This window comes from Pseudomonas sp. Irchel s3a18 (assembly GCF_900187535.1).
Lineage (GTDB): Bacteria > Pseudomonadota > Gammaproteobacteria > Pseudomonadales > Pseudomonadaceae > Aquipseudomonas.
In genome coordinates this window covers 287200-302907 of the sequence record NZ_FYDV01000001.1, presented here as the reverse complement: position 1 = coordinate 302907, position 15708 = coordinate 287200, and the positions used below count along the sequence as shown (strand labels likewise).

Here is a 15708-nt window from a genome sequence, read left to right as displayed (position 1 = left end):
TATATGCACAAGCTGACCTATCAAGCGCCGCTACGTGATATGAATTTCCTGCTCTGGGAGCAGTTCCGCATTCAGGATACGCTCGGTTTTTCTTCGCCGCAGAGCCGAGAGTTCATCGCCTTGAACCTGAAGCAGGCGCAGGAGTTTTCCGAAGGTCCGCTGGCGTGCAGTTACCGTGAGACCGACGAGCAGGAAGCGTTCCTGACTGAGGCCGGCACCGTGCAACTGCCGGACAGTTATCCAGCGCTGATGGTCGCCTATCGTGAGATCTGGGCGCGCTGGATGAGCGCTGCCGTCGACGACCTTATGCCGCCGCCTATCCTGCAGAACATGATGGTAGAGATGTTCATGTCGGGTAATGCCTCCTTCATGACCTACGTCGGCTTCTCGCAGCCCGGTCTCAGCCTGCTTGGCGCACACGGCACGGTCGAGCTCAACGCACTCTACCGTCCGGCGCTTGAAGACTTGAGCGCCACCGCTTGCCTGTGCATCACCGAGTTGGAGGCTGGTTCCGATCTGACCCGGTTGCGCGCACTCGCTACCCGTCAGGAAGATGGCAGCTATCGAGTGAGCGGCCACAAGTGGCTGATCTCAGCGGGCAGCCATGAGTTGACCGATAACATCTACTACTTTGTGTTGTGCCGTACCGATCCGGCCCAGAGCGGCATGGTCGGCCTGTCCTGCTTCCTGGTGCCGCGTTATCGATTCGGCGCTGACGGTTGCCCGAGCGTCGATAATGGCATTCGCGTGCGTGATGTGGTGCAGAAGATGGGCTTTAAGGGCTGTGCCAATGCCCTGATTACCTTTTCTGAGGAAGTGCCTACCGAGGGCTACCTGCTCGGCGAGGTCGAAGGCCGTGGACTGCAGCAATTGATGATGATGATGAAGCCTGCGCGCATCTCCACGGGGATTTTCGCGTTGGGTCTGGCCAGTTCGGCCTATGAGACTGCCTACGCTTATTCGCTGCAGCGCATTCAGGGCAAGAGGTTCGACCAGTCGATGAGCGCTCGTGCGCCCAGTCTTCCGATCGCCGAGCATCCGGACGTACGCCGCATGCGCCTGGAAATGGCCGCCTATACCACTGGCTGCCGTGCGTTGCTGGCGCGCCTAGGCCACTGCCAGTCGATCGAAAACGACCTGCAGTCCACTGTCGAGGAGCGTCGCGCGGCTATCGACATCAGCGAAGTGCTGCTGCCGCTGGTCAAGGCCTATAACTCTGACAGCGCCTGGCGGGTTTGCGAGACCGCTATCCAGACCATGGGCGGTGTCGGCTTTACCCGTGACTACCCGGCACAGCAGAACGCCCGCGATTGCAAGGTGTTGTCGATCTGGGAGGGGACTAACCACATACAGGCGCTATTCCTGCTGCGTGACAAGCTTGGCATGTGCGTGCGTTTGCAGCGGCTCGAAGTGCTGCTGGCGCAGATCAAGTCGGTAGTGGCTTGTGCCGAGGCCGATGGGCGCTTCGCTCGCCAAGTTGCTGTTGTACGCGACGCCTGTGAGGCGGTCATGGCGGCAGCCCAAGCTATCGGCCAGCGCGTGTGTATTCAGATGAACGATGTGTCGGAGTTTGCGGTGGAGTTCCAGTCCGCGCTTGGCGATCTCGTCATCGCTTGGCACTTGCTGGAGGCTGGCGTGATCGCGCGCAAGGCGCTCGATACTGGCAATATTGCTGCCGAGGATGCAGAGTTTTACGCCTTCAAAGTGGAGACGGCGAGTTTCTTCGTGCATCGCCTACTGCCGCGCGGCATCGCCACTGCTCGCGCCATCGCCGCCGAACTGCAGCACGCGCCGGAGCCGTTTGTGGCCGGCTCGACGCAGTCGGCATGAGTCGGTGAGGTCTAGGCTGCTCATGACGCTACTGTCTCTATCCGTCGTCGGAGCGGGATGTGCTAGCGATCTGCCGTCGGGGTTCGACCAGGTGGTGCTGGACGATCTGCCCGCGGTGACGGTACCTATCCAGCAGACGCCGGATGTGGACGTCCGGTCAGCGAACTCTCCCCGCATCGAGACCCATGCCAGTTTGGTGGGTGAAGCTACCCGCACCTGGATACCGCAACCCTTGCAGTCCCTTGCCGGGGCTCGCGAAGACTCGCAGGCACTCAATCTGCTGGCGGGTGTCTCCGGAGGTGCCGGCATGGCACTCGTCTTCGATGCTACCGTGCAACTGCGGGACGACGAGCAGGACGATCTGCGACTGCGCCGGGCGCGGCTGGTTCACTCTAGTGAGATGACCCTCGAAGCTGGGTACGACTACACCGGGTGGAGCTTCTTCGACATGGTTCATCCACTTGATCCCCACTTGGGTTATGCCTTTCGAATCGACCCGCAAGACCTTGAACGCAACGACGCCGATCCCTACCTGCGTGCCTCGATGGCGCTAGGTCAGGGGCAGTTGACGACGATGGTCGGCAGCCAGAAAGATGATCTGGGTGACATCAAGTCTGACACGCTATTCAGCGCGGCTCGCTATGCCTGGCAAGCCGGAGCGGCTCGGCTGGCGACGCAACTGGTGAATGACCCTGACATGGGTAACCGAATTGGCGGGTCGTTGGACGTCGAACTCGACCGCACCATCCTTGCGGCCGAAGCTGATGTGGCGCGCCGGCGGGATCTGCGTCCGCTGACGACGACGGGATGGGACGCGGAGTCGCACGAAGACGGCACGTACACACGCGCAATACTTGGCATGCGCTATGCGCTGGGCGGTGGCAGCCAGATCGACGCCGGTTACTACCGCAACGGCCACGGCTACGACGATGCCGAATGGGCGAGCTTTATCGCCGCCAATGATGCCGCTGTCGCTGGCATTGCCTGGGGCGACTTCTCCGGTGCAAGTCTTATCAGTGACAGCGCTGAGCTCGGGCGCAACGAAACCCTACGCCGCAACTACCTGTTCGCTAGCTATACGGCCGGCGACGAGCTTTATCCCTTCACGCTGACAACCGGCGGTTACTACGGTGCCGACGACCGCAGCAGCCTCGCCTTTATCGAGTTTGGCCGCGCCATCGGGGAGCATGTCTCCGTGCGGCTGAATGCAAGTGAAACATTTGGCAACGGCGAGTCCGAGTTTGGACGAAAACCAACGCAGCTCAGCTTGCAATTGCGACTCCAACTCTAGGGGGATATATGAACGCGTTACTTAATCATCGCGGCACTATCGTCATCGGCGGCACGGAAAGCGATGCGCACGTTGTATCGATCTACCTGATCGCATTGAGTCTGGAACAGAACGGCTTTCGGGTGGAAAACATGCGCGGTTTCAATAGCGTGGCGGATTTCGTCGAACGGGCCCGTAGCACCAATGCCAAAGCAATCGTGATCAGCAACCAGAACGGATCGGCCTACGACGATCTGATCGGTCTGTCCGACGCGCTTGGCGCGGATAGCGAGATTCCGGTGATCCTGGGCGGCCATTATTTCGTCGGTGTTGGCGATTCGACCATCCACGAGGAGCGCCTGCGGAGTGTGGGCGTGACGCATGTCTGCTCGACTATCGACAGCCTGATCGACTACCTGTTTGAGACAGTGGTTTGCGACTACCCGCTGGAGATAGTGGTATGAGCTTCCCCTGCCTGCGGCTGGCGAGCGATCTGCCGCCGCTCGACGAAATCCTCGCCGATGTCTTCGCCCGCAAGCGCCCAACGGTAGCCGAACGCATGGCCGAGGCTGCCGTCGCCGGTCGCACCATCGTACAGCCGCGCTGCGGAGTAGGTGGGCTGATGGAGATGAAAACACTACTGCAGGAGCTGGAGGCGGGTGCCGCGCCGGAGGTCCTGAGCCTGACTATCGACAGCCATACCCGGCTGGAGCGCTTCGAGCGCGCGGCAGAGATTCTAGCCGACGATCCTAGCCGGCTCAACGGCTTTCCGCTGGTAGCGCACGGCTACCGCGCGGTGCGGGCGCTGGCTGACTCGATCGATGCGCCGCTGCAGGTCCGACATGGCTCCTACGATGGTCGGCGTCTGTTCGCCGAGACCCTCGCCGCCGGACTTTCGAGTTTCGAGGGCGGCCCGATTGGATACAACATCCCGTATTGCCGCGATGTGCCTATCGAGCAGTCTCTCGCCGCTTGGGCCGAAATTGATGATGCTGCTGCGCGTTTCACCGCCGCAGGCATGGTTATCGAACGGGAAATGTTTGGCTCGCTCACCGGCGTGGCGGTGCCACCCTCGATCGCGCTCGCCTGCACCTTTATCGAGGCGGTGATGGCCGCGCGGGCGGGGGTGAAGTCCATCTCCATTGCCATTCCGCAAGGAGGCAATATGGTTCAGGACATTGCTGCGTTACAGGCGATCCCACTACTAGCCGCGCGCTGGCTGCCGGTCGACGTAGCAGTACATCCGGTGTTGCATCAGTTCATGGGGGTGTTCCCGCAAAACCGGGCGAGCGCCGACGGGTTGATCTTCTCCGGTGGGTTGGCCGGCTTCTACGGCGGCGCCCACAAGATTATCTGTAAGACCTATCACGAAGCCATCGGAGTGCCGACCGCGTCGTCCAATATTGCCGGTCTGCGCCTCACACGCGCGGCGCTCAGCGGTCGTTTGGCCACGCTGCCACTACCGCAAGCGCATATCGTCGCCGAGCGTGAGCAGATCCTGGCCGAGACCTCTGAGATCGTCGAGCCGGTGCTGTCGGCGCCGGATATCGTCGGCGCGCTGGTGGAAGCGTTCGCCAGCGGTCGGCTGGATATCCCGTTTCCTGCCAATCCGGTGGCGCAGGGAGATATCTACCCGGTGCGCGATGCGGCAGGAGCAATCCGCTTTGGCCGGACGGGCAACCTGCCGTTTTCCGAACGAACATTACGCGGGGCGACCTGCACCGGTGGCGATAAGCACCCTTCGCTCAGTGAAGCCGTGCGCGACTCTCTGTTTTATTTCTCAACGTTGAGGGCATGACATGGGCTATTTGAGTTTAGAACAACTGAACACGTTGGTGCCGGTGACGCGACCTCCGTGGATCAAGGTGCGCGATGTCCACTATACGGCGAGTCAGGAGTTCGATCTGGTGATCCCTTCGCTGACGGTGCCGGAGGGCCGGCTTACAGCGCTGATTGGCGCAAATGGTTCCGGTAAATCGACCCTGCTGAGCCTGCTCGCCAACATGCTCAAGCCGCAGTCCGGGGAGGTCAGCCTGGGTAGGGGGATGCCGGGCAAGTGGTCGTTGCAGGAGCGCAATGACATCGGTGTGCAACTACAGGATGCCAGCTTCAATCCGCAGTACAGCGTACGTCGAATCTGCCAACTGCACCGCGCTGCCTATGTCGTTTCTGATGACTCTGTGTTCGAACTTTTCGGTGTGCCGGAGCTCGCCAAGCAGCGTTTCTCGCAGCTGTCCTCTGGGCAGCGGCAGCGGCTGCAGTTGGCACTGGCGCTGGCGCATCGACCGCGCTCAGGGCTGTTCGATGAACCCACCTCGAACCTCGATCCGTACTACGAAGCGCGTTTCACCGAGGCGCTGTTGGATGCACGGGCACGCGATGAGGCGTTCTCGGCGTTATTCGTGACTCACTCTGCGGCGGTGGTCGAGATATGCGACGAAGTGCTGATGCTCGCCAATGGCCGGGTTGAGGCACATGCCGACAAGAACACTCTGGTCGCAGATGGCTTCGGAACCTTGGGGGCACGTTTCGAGGGGCCGCAGGAAGTGCTCGACGCCGTCGAGGCGGCGCTGCACGGTACTTTTTACCTGCGCCGACTGCAGCGCCGCAACGGTCGGCTGACCGTGTACGGCGAGGACGAGTTGCGCCCGAGGCTGGTCGAGCTTGCCGCTACCACCGATACGACCCTGTTCTCCGTTTGGAAAACCGGAGCCGCCGACATTCTGGGAAGCCTGAGAAATGACTAATACCGATACCACTGCTGCCCCCCCTTCGGATCTTAACGCTGGCATCGTTCGCTCGTTCTTCTGGATGGAGGCGGACGCGTACTTGCATGTGCCGGTCGCGATCTTCTGGACATTCATCTACCCGATTATGTTGTTCTTTATCCTCAATCTAATCTTCGGCGGTGGCGACTCGCCGACCGGGGCACATCTGAGCTATGCCGATTACTTGATTAGCGGGTTAGTGGTGATGACGCTGATCTCCACTTCGCTGTTCAGCTTCATGGTGGTACTGGTCGAGCAGCGCGCTAACGGCAACCTGCGGGTATTCAACCTGATGCCGTTCGGCAAGAGTTCGTTTTTCCTCGGTTTCATCACCGCGCGACTGCTGATCCTGTTGATCTTCTGCGCGGTCTTCACTCTGGGATTCTCACACCTTGCATCTGCGCCTGGTGGTACCGGTATTGGCCTCGGTCGGCTCGGCGGGTTCATGGTCTATGTGGCCGCTGGCAGCCTGGTACTGCTGGGTTTGAGCCTGGTGCTGGCCGCGCTGATCGATCGTACTGCGACTGCCCATGCTGTTGCCAATATCGTCAACATCCCGGTCATCTTCCTGTCGGACCTGTTCCTGCCGGTGGCCATTCTGCCCCCTGGGATGCGGGCCGTGGTCGAACTCTCACCGATCTATCGCTTCGTCAGCGACGCGCGCGATCTGTACGCGGGAACTCAGACCCTGCTCGATACGGCGCCGGCAATTGGAGTGATGGTGGTGATCGGAGCTGCGCTTATCTGGTTCGCTACAGCCAAATTCAACTGGAGCCTGGCGAACGGATCGCCGAGATAATTGAGGAAACAAGATATGACAACGCTCGAACAGTTCGCCGCAGAAATGGAAAAGATGTTGGAGCTGAAGAACATCGACGTAGATGCACCGATGTCGCAGCTTGGCGTGGACTCAATGAATATCGTGGAGATGGTGATTATCTGCCAGCAGATTTACACCCAAGTCACCAATTACGAAGACATCAATATCGACGAGAACACGACCATTCGTGAACTCGATGAACAGATGCAATCCCTGTTGTTGGCCTGATTCCGGCGTAACGTCTTATCGGAGTAATTCCATGAACGAGCTCATGTACGAGAATTTTGTGTCCGAAGCGATACGGCGCGGTCGTTGCCTGCCGCAAACTCGGGTCCGGATCACGACGAGTGATCACGAGACACTGCTCGCCGGTCTGTTTGGCGACGATGCTGAGACGACGCAGGTCATGATTTTCTTTCATGGAGCCGGCGCCAATATGAACGTGGGTTACCTCGATCTTGCCAAGGCTATACACGAGGCCAGTGGCACCACCGTGCTGGTGCCCGACCTGCAGGGGCACGGTATGTCTTCGGGCGATCATCTAACCTGCCTGTACGAGGCCGGGCCGCAGATCGCACGCTGGTTGGCAGCGCCGGTGGGAGCGGTAGAGTGATGCGCACCCTCAAACTGGTGTTGCGTAACAGCCTGGCTTCGCCACGGCGGGCCGCTTTCGTGATCGCAAATATCCTGTGCGGCGTGGTGCTAGTGGTGCTGATCGACGGTTACGCAACCTCGATGTTTCGCGGGATGCGTGACGGCATGATCCAGTCCGGGCTCGGCCATGCGCAGATATTTGCTCAAGGGCTGCAGACGCGCGGCAACCTGCAGTCAGTCAGTGTGCTGATACCGGCCGAAACCGCCGCTGGGGTGCTGGCGGCGCTGAAAGCCCAGCCCGGCGTGCGGGTAGCGACGCCACGGGTGGAAACTTCGGTAATGGCCAGTAACGGTGAGTTCTCGCAGGTCGGGCAGATGATCGGCGTCGACCCGGACACCTCGGCGTTGGTCAGTTCGGGCCTGCGCATCACCGCCGGCCGCGATTTGTTCGAGGACGACAGCAACGGCATCCTACTGGGCGTGGGGCTGGCCAACGCGCTGGGTTTTAAGCCGGGCGACACGGTGACGCTGCTCGGTAGCACCGTAGACAACACACTCAACGGCATCGATCTGGAGGTGATCGGGCTGGTGTCCACCGGCGTGCGCGAAAGCGATGCCCGGCTGATGTACGTCACTCTAGAGACCGCGCAGACTTTCCTGATGACCGATGGCATCACTCGCATCGCGGTGTTGCTGGAGGACACCGATGCAACCGAGACCTTCGTGGATGACACTGCGGCGGTGCTGCCGGACGGCTTGGAAATTCAAGGCTGGCGGACATTGGCGCCCACCTACAGCGAAGTGGTGGATCTGTTCAGCACCATCTTCCTGGTGATCAAGGCGGCGATCGGGTTGTTCGTGGTGCTTGCCGTGGCCAACACCATCGCCATCTGCGTTGTCGAGCGCACTCGTGAGATCGGTATCGCCCGCGCCATCGGTGATCAGCGCTTGGAGATAGCCAGGCAATATGCGCTAGAAGGCGTGCTGCTGGGGATCGTCGGTTCGATGTTGGGGATGGGGATGGCGCTGGGGCTGGCGGAGCTGCTGTCTAACTCGGGACTGAATATGCCGACACCGCCGGGTTCCACGGTCGACTATCCGCTGCGATTCATTGTCACTGGGCCCAATCTCACCCTCGCTGGTGTGCTGGCGGTACTGGTGGCGTTCGTAGCGAGTCTGCTGCCGGCGATCAAGGCAGCCAATACGTCCATCGTCGGAGCATTGCGTCATGTTTAGAGTCTTGCTTCTGTTCTTCGCCCTGCTGCCGGCGCTCGTGCATGCGGATCCCGAGGCGGATCTTCGCGAGATGAGCCTGTACCGCGGATATGCCGATGAACCGTTCATTTTCGATATGCACGTTGCCACCTTCCGTGGTGGTAAACAGTCCGGGCCGACGCAGCAATCGAGCGTACTGTTTCGAAATTTTTCTGCAGTGCTGGTGGACTTCACCGCTCCAGCTGCTTACGCGGGTCGGCGCATCCTGTTCTCTGGCCAGCAGATGTGGCTTTCGCTGCCGAACACCTCGCGTATGGTGCGGATTTCGGCAGCCGACCGACTCATGGGGGAGGCTAGCAACGGCGATATCCTCAACATCGACCTTGATCTTTACACCATCGAGGAACTGAAGATCGAAGTGGTCGATGGGGTCGACTACAAGCGGGTCTCGGCGGTAGCCAAGCAGCCGGGCGTGCTGTATCCGCGTGTGGACTTCTTGCTCGAGCAGCAGAGTAACCGGCCGTTTCGTAGCTACCACTTCGCCAGCTCCGGCAAGGTATTGAAAGTGGCGCAGTACGTGAAGTTCGACGTTGACGGAGGCCGTGAGCGCTTACGCCAGTTGATCCTGCTCGATCCGGGCAACAGTGCGAATTACACGGTAATGGAGTTCTCACACTATCGCACGGCAGATTTGCCGGCGGTAATCTTCGCGCCGGCCGCTATCCGAAACCCCTTGAATTATTGAGGTAAACAACGATGACGACTAAAGTTGTGCCCGTGAGTATGTTCGAACACTCCTCCCTGGACGTCGCCGGCCAACTGCCGGGTAGCGCAACTGCGCTGTGGGCGCAAAGCCTGACTGATCTGGTCTGCGGTATGCGCCGTGACGGCCGTGAGGGCTGCGTGCAGGACCATGAGGGGGGGGCGCTGGACTCCGCCCGTTTGGACGCAGCTTATACCGAGCTCGCCGCAGCCGGTGTCGAGGCTGGCCATGTAGTGTTGGTGGAGGCAGCCAGCACGCTGACGAGCATCGCGGCGATTTTGGCGCTCTGGCAAAAAGGTTGCGTGGTCTGCCCGATTGACCCCGACTGCGCGCCAGGCGTGCGTGCCCTGATCGCTCACGAGGCTGACGCTCGCGCGATGGTCGACACCGACGGCAAGGTGAGCCTGCTTGGCGAGCCGCGTACCCGGCCGGTAATCCGGCTACTGCGTCCCAAGCGCATCACCGGTGTAGACCTGGCGCTGATGGTTTTCACCTCGGGCACCTCCGGCAACCCCAAGGGAGTGGTGTTGACGCACCACAGCGTGATGTCGGCGCTGCGTGCGATCGCAACCTATCTTGGTATCACTGAGCAGGATCGTATTCTGGCGATTCCGCCGCTGTTCTTCGACTATGGCTTGTACCAGTTGCTGTTGAGCCTGTTCACTGGTTGCACGCTGGTAGTAGCCAACGACAACCGCTCGGTCAACAAGCTCGCTCTGGTGATTGAGTCGATACAGCCGACGGTGCTGCCGATGGTACCAGCGCTAACGTCTGGCATTGGCCGGATGCTGCAGATACGCAAGAAGATGGTGCCGTCGGTACGACTGATCACCAACACGGGCGGCCACTTGCCGGAAGTCAGCATCGAGTTATTACAAAGTGTTTTCCCTAACACCAGCGTCATCCCGATGTACGGCCTGACTGAGTGTAAGCGAGCACTCTATTGTGACCGCTCGCGTTTCCCCGACGCACCGGGCAGTGTCGGCGTAGCCATGGCGGGGCTGGAAGCGCGGGTGGTGGTTGAAACCGAGGGCGGCGGTTACCGCGAGACAAAGGCGGACGAGGTAGGTGAACTGTGGGTGCGCGGGAGCTCGGTGATGCAGGAGTACCGCGGCGCTGACTCTGGTGCCGGCGCGCGCTTGCTGCCTGGACGTTACCGTTCCGACAACTGGCTGGCCACGGGTGATCTGTTCCGTATCGATGCACGTGGCCTGCATTACTTCAAGGGGCGCTCAAAGTCCCTGATCAAGCAAGGTGGCTACTGTCTGATCCCACGCGATATTGAGGAGTTGGCCGAGGAGCTGGCGTCGGTCGAGACGGCGGTGGTGATTGGCCGCACTGAGGACAGTGGCGATGAGCGCGCCGTGCTGTACGTGCAGATTCGAGGTGAGAGCGATCTTGCCCGCCGCAACGTGGTGCGCGATGAGTTGCGCAGCGTCATACCGCGGACGCTGATGCCGCGCGAGATTGTGTTCGTGACCCGATGGCCTGCGACGACCAACGGCAAGATCGACCGCCGCGCCCTGGAGCGCGGTCTGGAAGGAAACGACCAATGAGTGCTGTCAATTACACCGGTTGGGCCCGCGAGCTTCTGGAAAACCAAGTGCTCAAGACACCTGCCTATTACTACTCGGTCGAGCAGATCGCGCAGGACATGCGGGCGGTAGAGGCGTTGCTGGGTACGCCGCTGGTCATGCAACTGGCCGCGTGCCCGATGCCTGACTTACTCTCACGGCTGCCCGAGGATGTCCGCGTCGGCGTGGTGTCGGCGTCACGGTCGGAGATGAACATGGTCATTGCCTGGGCTACAGAGCACGCCTATGTGCATGCGCTGAACCTCGACCCGCAGTTAGCGCGCGCCGCATTGGGGGCAGGGCATCGGATCATCGTCGAGACGCCGCGGCAGGTATCGCTGCTGGCCGAGCTGCGTGGTCGACGTGAAGTCAAGCCGCTGCTGCTGGGGCTGCATCCGATGGCCTTCGGCGGTCGCGGTGGCGGTCATCGCGGGTTGGATCGGTCGGGTGCATTCGCCGCGATCGATGCAGCGCTGGCGGCGGGCATCGTCATAGGCGGTGTGGCCGTACTGCAGAGGGCGCAGTTCGACGCCGAGGAGGCATTGCACAACCTGGCGGCCTTGAACGAGTTGATTGGCGAAATCGAGGCGAAGATTGGCGCACAGCTGTCCACGATGCTGCTAGGCGAGTGGACTGGGGCGCTTGACGACAGTGTCGGACTTGAAGCCTATCGCGCGGCGTTAGCCAAGTTGCCGCCAAACCGGCTCGCCCTGCACGAGGCGGGTGATACGACTTTTTCTCGCGCCGGTGTGTTCGTCACGCGTGTGGTGGACAGCGTCAGGATAGGCGAGGGCGAACGCGCGATCTGTGACGCGAGCCTCGCCTCGGCGCTGTTACTGAGTGAGGCGGCTGGCGAGCAGCGCAGGGGTAGCCCGGTGAGGGTACTGACCGCGGATGCTGGCGAGGTGCGTGAAACTACCATCGTCGGGGCATCGGGGCAGTCGGGTGACGTCTTTGGCGTAATGCCGCGAACGCTGGCTGCGGGCGATTTGCTAATTATTCCGGATGCCGGCGCTTGGTGTCGAACCTATGCGCCTGAGGCGCTTCAGGGGCTGGGGGCGGCTTCTGCATTCCTGTTGGGCGAGTGCGCCAAGGTCAAGGAGAACGACAATGCTTGAGCTCAGTGCGGCGCTCTATCGCAAGACCGACGCGTGGCCCGGTTTTGCCTCTCGCGGCCCACAGGCGGTGGCTGGCGCCTTGGGTGAGTTGTTATCCTCGCAGATGCAGGCCGCCTGCGCCGGGATCGACCCAGAACAGGTCGGTATGAACTTCGTGGTCTCGACGATGCTCGATCTGCCGTTCACATCAGGCTGGATTGATTGGGAAATGATCCGTCCGCACACCCAGCGCCCCCATACACCGGTGTTCGACAGCTTTGTTTGCGCTTATGAGTGCGCCTCGTGGGGCTATTGTTTGCGCTATGCGAAGCGCTTTCTCAAGCCCGATCAGTACGTGGCAATCTCAGTGTTGGATCTGAACGTCTTCGACCTGAGCTACTGGCACGCTAATCCGAATTGGGGCCACTCGGGTTTCGGACTTGCGACGCTGTTGTTTCGTCTCTCAGGTGAAGATCGGGTCGAGTGCCATACTGCAAAATCGATCAACGGCTTTGGCGAGTTCTGCTTGGATATGCGTCGTTGCAGCCAGGAGGATGCCGGGCTGATCCTGATTCCGCCGTTCTTCCCACATAACATCGCGGCGATGTACACGAAATTGATCGCCGAGGATCGGCGACTGCCTAATCTCACCGACGAGCATGGCCACTGTTTCGGTTCTGATCCGTGGCTGGCGCTTCTCCAGCGTCACGGCGCTGGGCAGATCGGTGCTGACGAGCGCTTTCTTGCGGCCTCGGTGGCGCTTAACGGCTACTGGTGCTTTGCCGAAATACAATTGGCCGCAGACGGCATTTTCCAGTTCGGCCCGCAGGTGCCGGAACCGATGGAGATCGCGGCATGACACTGATCTTCAACGCTCATTTACACCGCTGCCCGTATCCGGACGAAATCACCCAGGCAGGGCTATTACCGCCGCAGATCGCCACGGAAGACGATTTTGCTGCGTACGCGGCCTTCGCCAAACCCACCTGGGCTCCGGTGCTGCTGACCTTCGTGCAGAAATACCGTCTGATGGACGCGGTGCTCACTGAAATTCGCCGCACGTTGGACGGGGAGTTTCGGCAGCTCCTGATGACCTGCCGGGTGCCGGGCGTGACGCGGTTTCCACCGGCCTATAACTGTGAGGACATTCTCAAAGTCTCCGATCTGACGGTGGAAACGCAGCGCCTGAGGGCATTGGGGATCCCGTTTCTGACCATGCACGAAGGCTTCGTTCGCCACCCGATGGAGCAGGGCGAGAATGAGTTTCGCCTAGCGTTGCACCGGCCGGGCGCCTTGGGCGAGCCGGCTTTTCGGGTCTGCGTCGAGGCGCTGCGAGGTTTGGGCTTGGAGGGAGACGTGAGTACTTGATCTGTCAACCTTGGAAATCGGCTTCGCCAACTTCAAGCTGACGCGGCACTGGACCGGGGACCGCGCGTTCGTGGATTTCCTGCGGCTATTCAATAGTGGCCAACACACCTTTACTGCCGATGACTTCCCCAGTCAGCGCAATGTGATGGGCAGCGAGAACCTGATCGGTATTCAGCTGACCTACCGCCAGGAGGGCGGGCAGGAGTTACTGGAGAAGTATGAGCAGGCCGACCAATTGCACAAACAGGTCAATATCATTGATGAGCGATTGAAAAGCATCGCTGAGCAGTTGAGTACCATGGAAACCCAGGCCGTAGCCATGAGTGTCAGTCTGAAAGTCCAGGGTTCGCCGGCTCAACAAGGCCTTGCGACTTCAGCCACCATTGCAAATAGCCTGGTGCTGGACGCCAAGGCCTGTTGATACCGGTCTTGGCGGCGGGTGAAAGGGTGGCGTCTGGTTCTTGATATCGATGACAGCGAAACATGCACGACAAATCTCGAAGCGCAGTTACGGACTTAGGTGTGAGGTTCTAGAAGTAACTATTTTGTGGTATTGGCTACTCTTCTGCGGCCGTTCAGCGTCCGGGGAAATGCAAGTGAACGTCCACCGCTTAGTTGACCATGCTGTTCGCTTTTCGAACCTTTTGCTGGCTCGAAAGCAGTTGATGGGTATTTCGACTTGTCGCGTGCTCACAGGTAGTTGATCGGAGTTTCCTCAAACATTATTTTTAAGGATAAAATACTTGCTGGAAATATTGATACAGCGAATAATGACTCATTCGGACTCTCTTAGTTGGGGGGGCATTCCAGGCGCCCGGGTAGTCGTTGATCACAAACAAGATGGCGGCCACCAACTCATGCTTCTCACGCATCCAGCGGCAGTTGAGAATGGTGGTTCGTTCGGAATGCGCTCTAGAGCTTACATTGCTGAGCAGGCTCGACTCTAGTTCGATAGATTCGCTGGCAGTCGTTAATAACGCCTGTACACAGCCCGCAGAGCAATTGTATAAAATATGGGCACAGGGAAGTCGATATGTATTGTTCAATCTTGACTGGGTCCACGAGTTTGCTCGCGGCCAATGCCCGGTAGAAAAGTTCGGAGGAGCATATGCGTAGTGCCATGATCGTGGATGACCATCCTTTCATTCGCTCAGCGTTGAAGGTGCTGCTAGAGCAGAGCAATCACCGTGTGGTTGCACAAGCCGACAACGGGGTTGACGCTATTCAGCTGGCGCTTGAGCACAGGCCACAATTGATTATCCTGGATATCTCTATACCCAAACTCGACGGTTTAATGGTCTTGCATCGCCTGAATGAACTGGGGGTGGTGAGCAAAGTGCTAGTGTTGAGTTGCCATCCCGCCGAGTTCTATTCCATGCGCTGCATGAAAGCCGGTGCCGTCGGTTTTCTGTCTAAGATTCAAGACCCTGACGAACTATTGAAGGCGATCAATGTAGTCAGTTCCGGTTATACGTTTTTCCCGCAAATAACGCATGGCTCGGTGTGTAGCAAAGAAGCTGAATCATCAGAGCGAACCTTGCTGAAAAGTCTGTCAAATCGCGAAATGAGCATCTTCATTCAGCTGGCTGCAGGCTTTGATAATATGAAAATTGCCAATCATCTGATGCTGAGCAATAAAACCGTCAGTACCTATAAGGCCCGGATTATCGAAAAGCTCGGAGTCACCTCGTTGGTGCATTTGGCCGATATGGCCAAAAGAAACCAACTGATATGAACTGGACGCCATCAAGCGTCTGACGAATGTCCTGATAGCACACAGGCGAGCCAAAGGCTTGGCTCAGGACTGAACTGGCAGATCGGCACTCGCAAAATTCACAAGAATTCACCTGGCGCTGCGTTATTCACAAGAACTCACCTGATACGGCAACCCGCTTGCGCAAACTTAGCGTGGTATCGGGGCAGCCCCATGTGGATTGGCCCAACTAATGGGGGATGCCTGTGTGGCTGGAAAAAGGCAGCCTGGATGGTTTTTATCCGATTTTATTTCCTGGGCGGTTATTCCTCGGGTGGTGCGCTGGCCTACGAGGTGACACGGCAATTAGGCATCGCCTATGTGCCGCTGAAAGCCAGTGTTTGCCGGGTTACTCCAGGGGATTCGCTTTTCTCCCTTGAAAGTGCCGGTGCTGTCAAAAATCGACGCTGGGCTCTACACCGACGACAGCCTGGTGGCGCTCCTGTCGGCGCTGTTATGCAGTTCGGTGATGTGGAAGGATTCGATGTTTCGAATGCGCGCGGCGGGGGCGCTCAGTTCAAGGAGGTCGGCCCCGGTGATGTGCTGACCAAGCTGGACGGGAAAATCCTGTGACGGTGCTGGTTTTCGGCCGAGCCGCTCGACCTTGTGGCTGAGCAGGGGGCATAGCAGGCACTGCAGCAACTGTTCAGCCAACG

The 15708-nt window shown here is 59.5% G+C and carries 17 protein-coding genes; all 17 read left to right on the top strand.

Annotation, left to right across the window (positions count from 1 at the left end; genetic code table 11):
* Positions 1-3: 3 nt before the first annotated feature.
* The 17 genes from CKW29_RS01190 (at position 4) to CKW29_RS25365 (ending at position 15625) form a co-directional block, all read left to right on the top strand.
* Positions 4-1830, top strand: coding sequence for an acyl-CoA dehydrogenase (locus tag CKW29_RS01190; protein WP_159950210.1), 1827 nt, complete (start codon positions 4-6; stop codon positions 1828-1830).
* A gap of 22 nt (positions 1831-1852) precedes the next feature.
* Positions 1853-3121, top strand: coding sequence for a hypothetical protein (locus tag CKW29_RS01185; RefSeq protein ID WP_095147754.1), 1269 nt, complete (start codon positions 1853-1855; stop codon positions 3119-3121).
* 8 nt (positions 3122-3129) lie between these two features.
* Positions 3130-3564: a cobalamin B12-binding domain-containing protein gene (locus CKW29_RS01180; RefSeq protein WP_095144254.1), complete on the top strand. Its 435-nt coding sequence runs from the start codon at positions 3130-3132 to the stop codon at positions 3562-3564.
* A complete protein-coding gene (locus CKW29_RS01175) occupies positions 3561-4898 on the top strand; it encodes a methylaspartate mutase (RefSeq protein ID WP_095147753.1) in 1338 nt (445 codons plus the stop codon). Before CKW29_RS01180 ends, CKW29_RS01175 begins: the two co-directional genes overlap by 4 nt.
* A 1-nt stretch (position 4899) precedes the next feature.
* A complete protein-coding gene (locus CKW29_RS01170; protein WP_095147752.1) occupies positions 4900-5847 on the top strand; it encodes an ATP-binding cassette domain-containing protein in 948 nt (315 codons plus the stop codon).
* Complete coding sequence (locus CKW29_RS01165; RefSeq protein WP_095147751.1) at positions 5840-6667, top strand: ABC transporter permease; 828 nt, start codon at positions 5840-5842, stop codon at positions 6665-6667. Before CKW29_RS01170 ends, CKW29_RS01165 begins: the two co-directional genes overlap by 8 nt.
* A gap of 15 nt (positions 6668-6682) precedes the next feature.
* Positions 6683-6916, top strand: a complete 234-nt coding sequence (locus CKW29_RS01160) for a phosphopantetheine-binding protein (protein ID WP_095144250.1) — start codon at positions 6683-6685, stop codon at positions 6914-6916.
* 31 nt (positions 6917-6947) lie between these two features.
* Entirely contained in the window at positions 6948-7301 is a 354-nt protein-coding gene (locus CKW29_RS01155) for a hypothetical protein (protein ID WP_095147750.1), read from the top strand.
* Positions 7301-8518, top strand: coding sequence for an FtsX-like permease family protein (locus CKW29_RS01150; protein WP_095147749.1), 1218 nt, complete (start codon positions 7301-7303; stop codon positions 8516-8518). The genes CKW29_RS01155 and CKW29_RS01150 overlap by 1 nt, the downstream gene beginning before the upstream one ends.
* Positions 8511-9242 carry an outer membrane lipoprotein-sorting protein gene (locus CKW29_RS01145; RefSeq protein ID WP_095147748.1) on the top strand — a complete coding sequence of 244 codons (732 nt, stop codon included), beginning with the start codon at positions 8511-8513 and terminating at the stop codon, positions 9240-9242. Before CKW29_RS01150 ends, CKW29_RS01145 begins: the two co-directional genes overlap by 8 nt.
* Positions 9243-9253: 11 nt before the next feature.
* Entirely contained in the window at positions 9254-10816 is a 1563-nt protein-coding gene (locus tag CKW29_RS01140) for a class I adenylate-forming enzyme family protein (RefSeq protein WP_095147747.1), read from the top strand.
* Positions 10813-11952 carry a hypothetical protein gene (locus tag CKW29_RS01135; protein WP_095144245.1) on the top strand — a complete coding sequence of 380 codons (1140 nt, stop codon included), beginning with the start codon at positions 10813-10815 and terminating at the stop codon, positions 11950-11952. Before CKW29_RS01140 ends, CKW29_RS01135 begins: the two co-directional genes overlap by 4 nt.
* Positions 11945-12790, top strand: coding sequence for a hypothetical protein (locus CKW29_RS01130; protein ID WP_095144244.1), 846 nt, complete (start codon positions 11945-11947; stop codon positions 12788-12790). The genes CKW29_RS01135 and CKW29_RS01130 overlap by 8 nt, the downstream gene beginning before the upstream one ends.
* Positions 12787-13299 carry a hypothetical protein gene (locus CKW29_RS01125; protein WP_095144243.1) on the top strand — a complete coding sequence of 171 codons (513 nt, stop codon included), beginning with the start codon at positions 12787-12789 and terminating at the stop codon, positions 13297-13299. Before CKW29_RS01130 ends, CKW29_RS01125 begins: the two co-directional genes overlap by 4 nt.
* 10 nt (positions 13300-13309) lie before the next feature.
* Entirely contained in the window at positions 13310-13720 is a 411-nt protein-coding gene (locus CKW29_RS01120; protein WP_177452366.1) for a hypothetical protein, read from the top strand.
* Positions 13721-14407: 687 nt separating this feature from the next.
* Positions 14408-15034, top strand: a complete 627-nt coding sequence (locus CKW29_RS01115; RefSeq protein WP_095144242.1) for a response regulator transcription factor — start codon at positions 14408-14410, stop codon at positions 15032-15034.
* A 249-nt stretch (positions 15035-15283) separates the two neighbouring features.
* Positions 15284-15625 carry a hypothetical protein gene (locus tag CKW29_RS25365; protein WP_143496821.1) on the top strand — a complete coding sequence of 114 codons (342 nt, stop codon included), beginning with the start codon at positions 15284-15286 and terminating at the stop codon, positions 15623-15625.
* Positions 15626-15708: the final 83 nt, after the last annotated feature.